The organism is Halorubrum yunnanense (assembly GCF_026586675.1).
Classification (GTDB): Archaea; Halobacteriota; Halobacteria; order Halobacteriales; family Haloferacaceae; genus Halorubrum; species Halorubrum yunnanense.
On sequence record NZ_JAODIX010000039.1, the window covers coordinates 1,593 to 3,845 of the forward strand.

The 2,253-nt window shown below is 72.9% G+C and carries 2 protein-coding genes; both read left to right on the forward strand.

Annotation, left to right across the window (positions count from 1 at the left end; translation table 11 throughout):
- The first annotated feature begins 153 nt into the window (after positions 1-153).
- On the forward strand, positions 154-1,317 hold the full coding sequence (gene priS / locus N5096_RS10110; protein WP_267664430.1) for a DNA primase small subunit PriS: 1,164 nt from the start codon (positions 154-156) through the stop codon (positions 1,315-1,317).
- Positions 1,314-2,253: DNA replication complex GINS family protein (locus tag N5096_RS10115; RefSeq protein WP_267664431.1), on the forward strand; the 940-nt coding region annotated here is incomplete at its 3' end. The genes priS and N5096_RS10115, both read left to right, overlap by 4 nt.

The following is a 2,253-nucleotide window of genomic DNA, read 5'->3' on the forward strand; positions in this document are numbered from 1 at the left end:
CCGCGACTCCCTCGCACGCGCTCCTCGCGGCCTACCGGCCGCTCGAAGGCGCGCGCCACCGCCCCGTTTATTTATAAATCGTCGCCGTTCGGCCGCCGGAGGTCGCCCGCGAACGATACGTTGATACGTCGACCGCCGGTAGCCGATGAGACGATGGACGACCGGACGCGCGAGTATCTGAAGGGGCGGTTCGGCGACTACTACCGCCGCGCCTCGCCGTCGCTCCCGCCGGACGCGAACCTCCGCGAGTGGGGCCACATCCCGTGGACGCCCGGCTCGGGGACGACGATGGTCCGCCACCAGTCGCTGTTCGACCTCGGCGACGTCGACACGTTCTTCGCGGACAACGCGCCTCGGCACGCCTACTTCTCGGCCGCGCGCTACGACGACCCCGGCGCCTCGACGATGTCGAAGAAGGGGTGGCGTTCGGCGGACCTGATCTTCGACCTCGACGCCGACCACCTCCCCGGCGTGGACCCGGAAGCGACCTCGTATCCCGAGATGCTCTCCGAGTGTAAGGCGGCGCTCCTCCGCCTGCTGGACTTCCTCGACGACGACTTCGCCTTCGAGGACCTCACCGTCGTCTTCTCCGGCGGGCGCGGCTACCACGTCCACGTCCGCGACGAGAGCGTGCGGGAGCTGGACAGCGAGGCGCGGCGGGAGGTCGTCGACTACGTGCGCGCGATCGACCTCGACACCGAGGGCCTGATCCGCACCGTCTCCGAGCGCGGCACCACGAAGCGCGTCCTCCGGACGGAGGGCGGGTGGGGCGCGCGCGTCCACGAGGCGCTCGTCGAGTACGCCGACGACCTCCGGGAGAAGGACGAGGCTGACGCCCGCGAACAGCTGACGGAGCTCGACGGGATCGGCGAGGGGCGCGCGGAGACGATCCTCGGCGCCTTCGACCGGAACCCGACCGCGGTCCGCGAGGGCAACGTCGAGGCCGGCGGCCCGGGCGTCCGCCGGCTCGTCTCCGCGCTGGCCTCCCGCGTGGGCGCGACCGACACGGCCCCGATCGACGAGCCGGTGACCACCGACACGCGGCGGCTCATCCGGCTCCCGGGGACGCTCCACGGCGGCTCCGGGCTCGTCGTCACGCCGATCGCGCGCGACGAGCTCGCCGACTTCGACCCGCTGCGCGACGCGGTGCCGGACAGGTTCGTCGGCCGCGAGATCCGGGTCGAGACCGACGCCGATCGGACGGTAGAATTAAACGGCGAGCGCGTTAGAGTTGAACCCGGTAGAAACACCGTGCCCGAGTTCGCGGGGGTCTTCCTCATGGCCCGCGGCGAGGCGCGGAAGGCACCCGAACGATGAATCTCGACGAGCTCAGATCGGCCCAATCGAAGGAACGCCGCAAGGACAGCCTCCAGCACCTGCGGGACTCCTTTTACGACGACGTGGCCGCCTACGTCGCCGACCTGCGCGCGGCCCGCGACCGCCGCGCCGAGCAGGTCGAGAAGCCCTTCTCCGACGACGACGTCCGCCGCCTCTCCGACGAGGTCGAGACGGCCGAGGAGGTCGCCGAGGCCCTCTACGAGCGCCGCGTCGGCAAGGTCGTCAAGCTCGCGTCGTTCGCGGCCGCGGACATGTCCGTCGACGCCGACGGCATGACGACCGAGGAGCGCCGGCTGTTCGACGATCTCGTCGACCGGATCAAGGCGAACAAATCGACCGTGCTCGACGTCCTCTCCGGCGAGGTCTCGGTCGACGAGTCCGCGTCCGAGCCCGGCGAGACGGCGGGAGACCAACTCGCGGGAGACCGACCGCCGACGGGGGACGTCGCGGCCGACTCGCGAACCGACTCGCGCGAGGACCCGACCCCGCCCGCGACGGACCCGGAGCCGGAGCCCGCTGAGGGGAGAAACGCCGCCGAGGGCGCAGGCGACGAGGTTCCCGACGCGCTCGCCGGCGCCATGGGCGGCGGGGACGAGGGGGTCGCCGACACGCTCGGCGCGACTTCCGACGGGACGGGGGAGGCGTCGGAGACGGCTCCGCCGGCCGACGCCCCGGAACGCGATGGGCGCGACGCGGCCGGCGAGGACGCCGCGGCCGCCGAGGGCGCCACCACCGACGGCGGGCCGACCGCGGTTCCGCCGGATCCCGCGCCGCCCGGAGCGCCGGGTACCGGCGGCGGGGAGAGCCCGAGCGGTGCCGACCCGGCCGACGGGGCGAGCGACTCCCCCGACTCCGAGTCGGCCATCGACGACCGCGCGACCGTTCGGATCACCCGGGACGTCGGCGCCATCTTCG

Bases quoted from the DNA above. Each gene is read 5' to 3' on its own strand.
- priS (WP_267664430.1), top strand. From the start codon at position 154: ATGGACGACCGGACGCGCGAGTATCTGAAGGGGCGGTTCGGCGACTAC.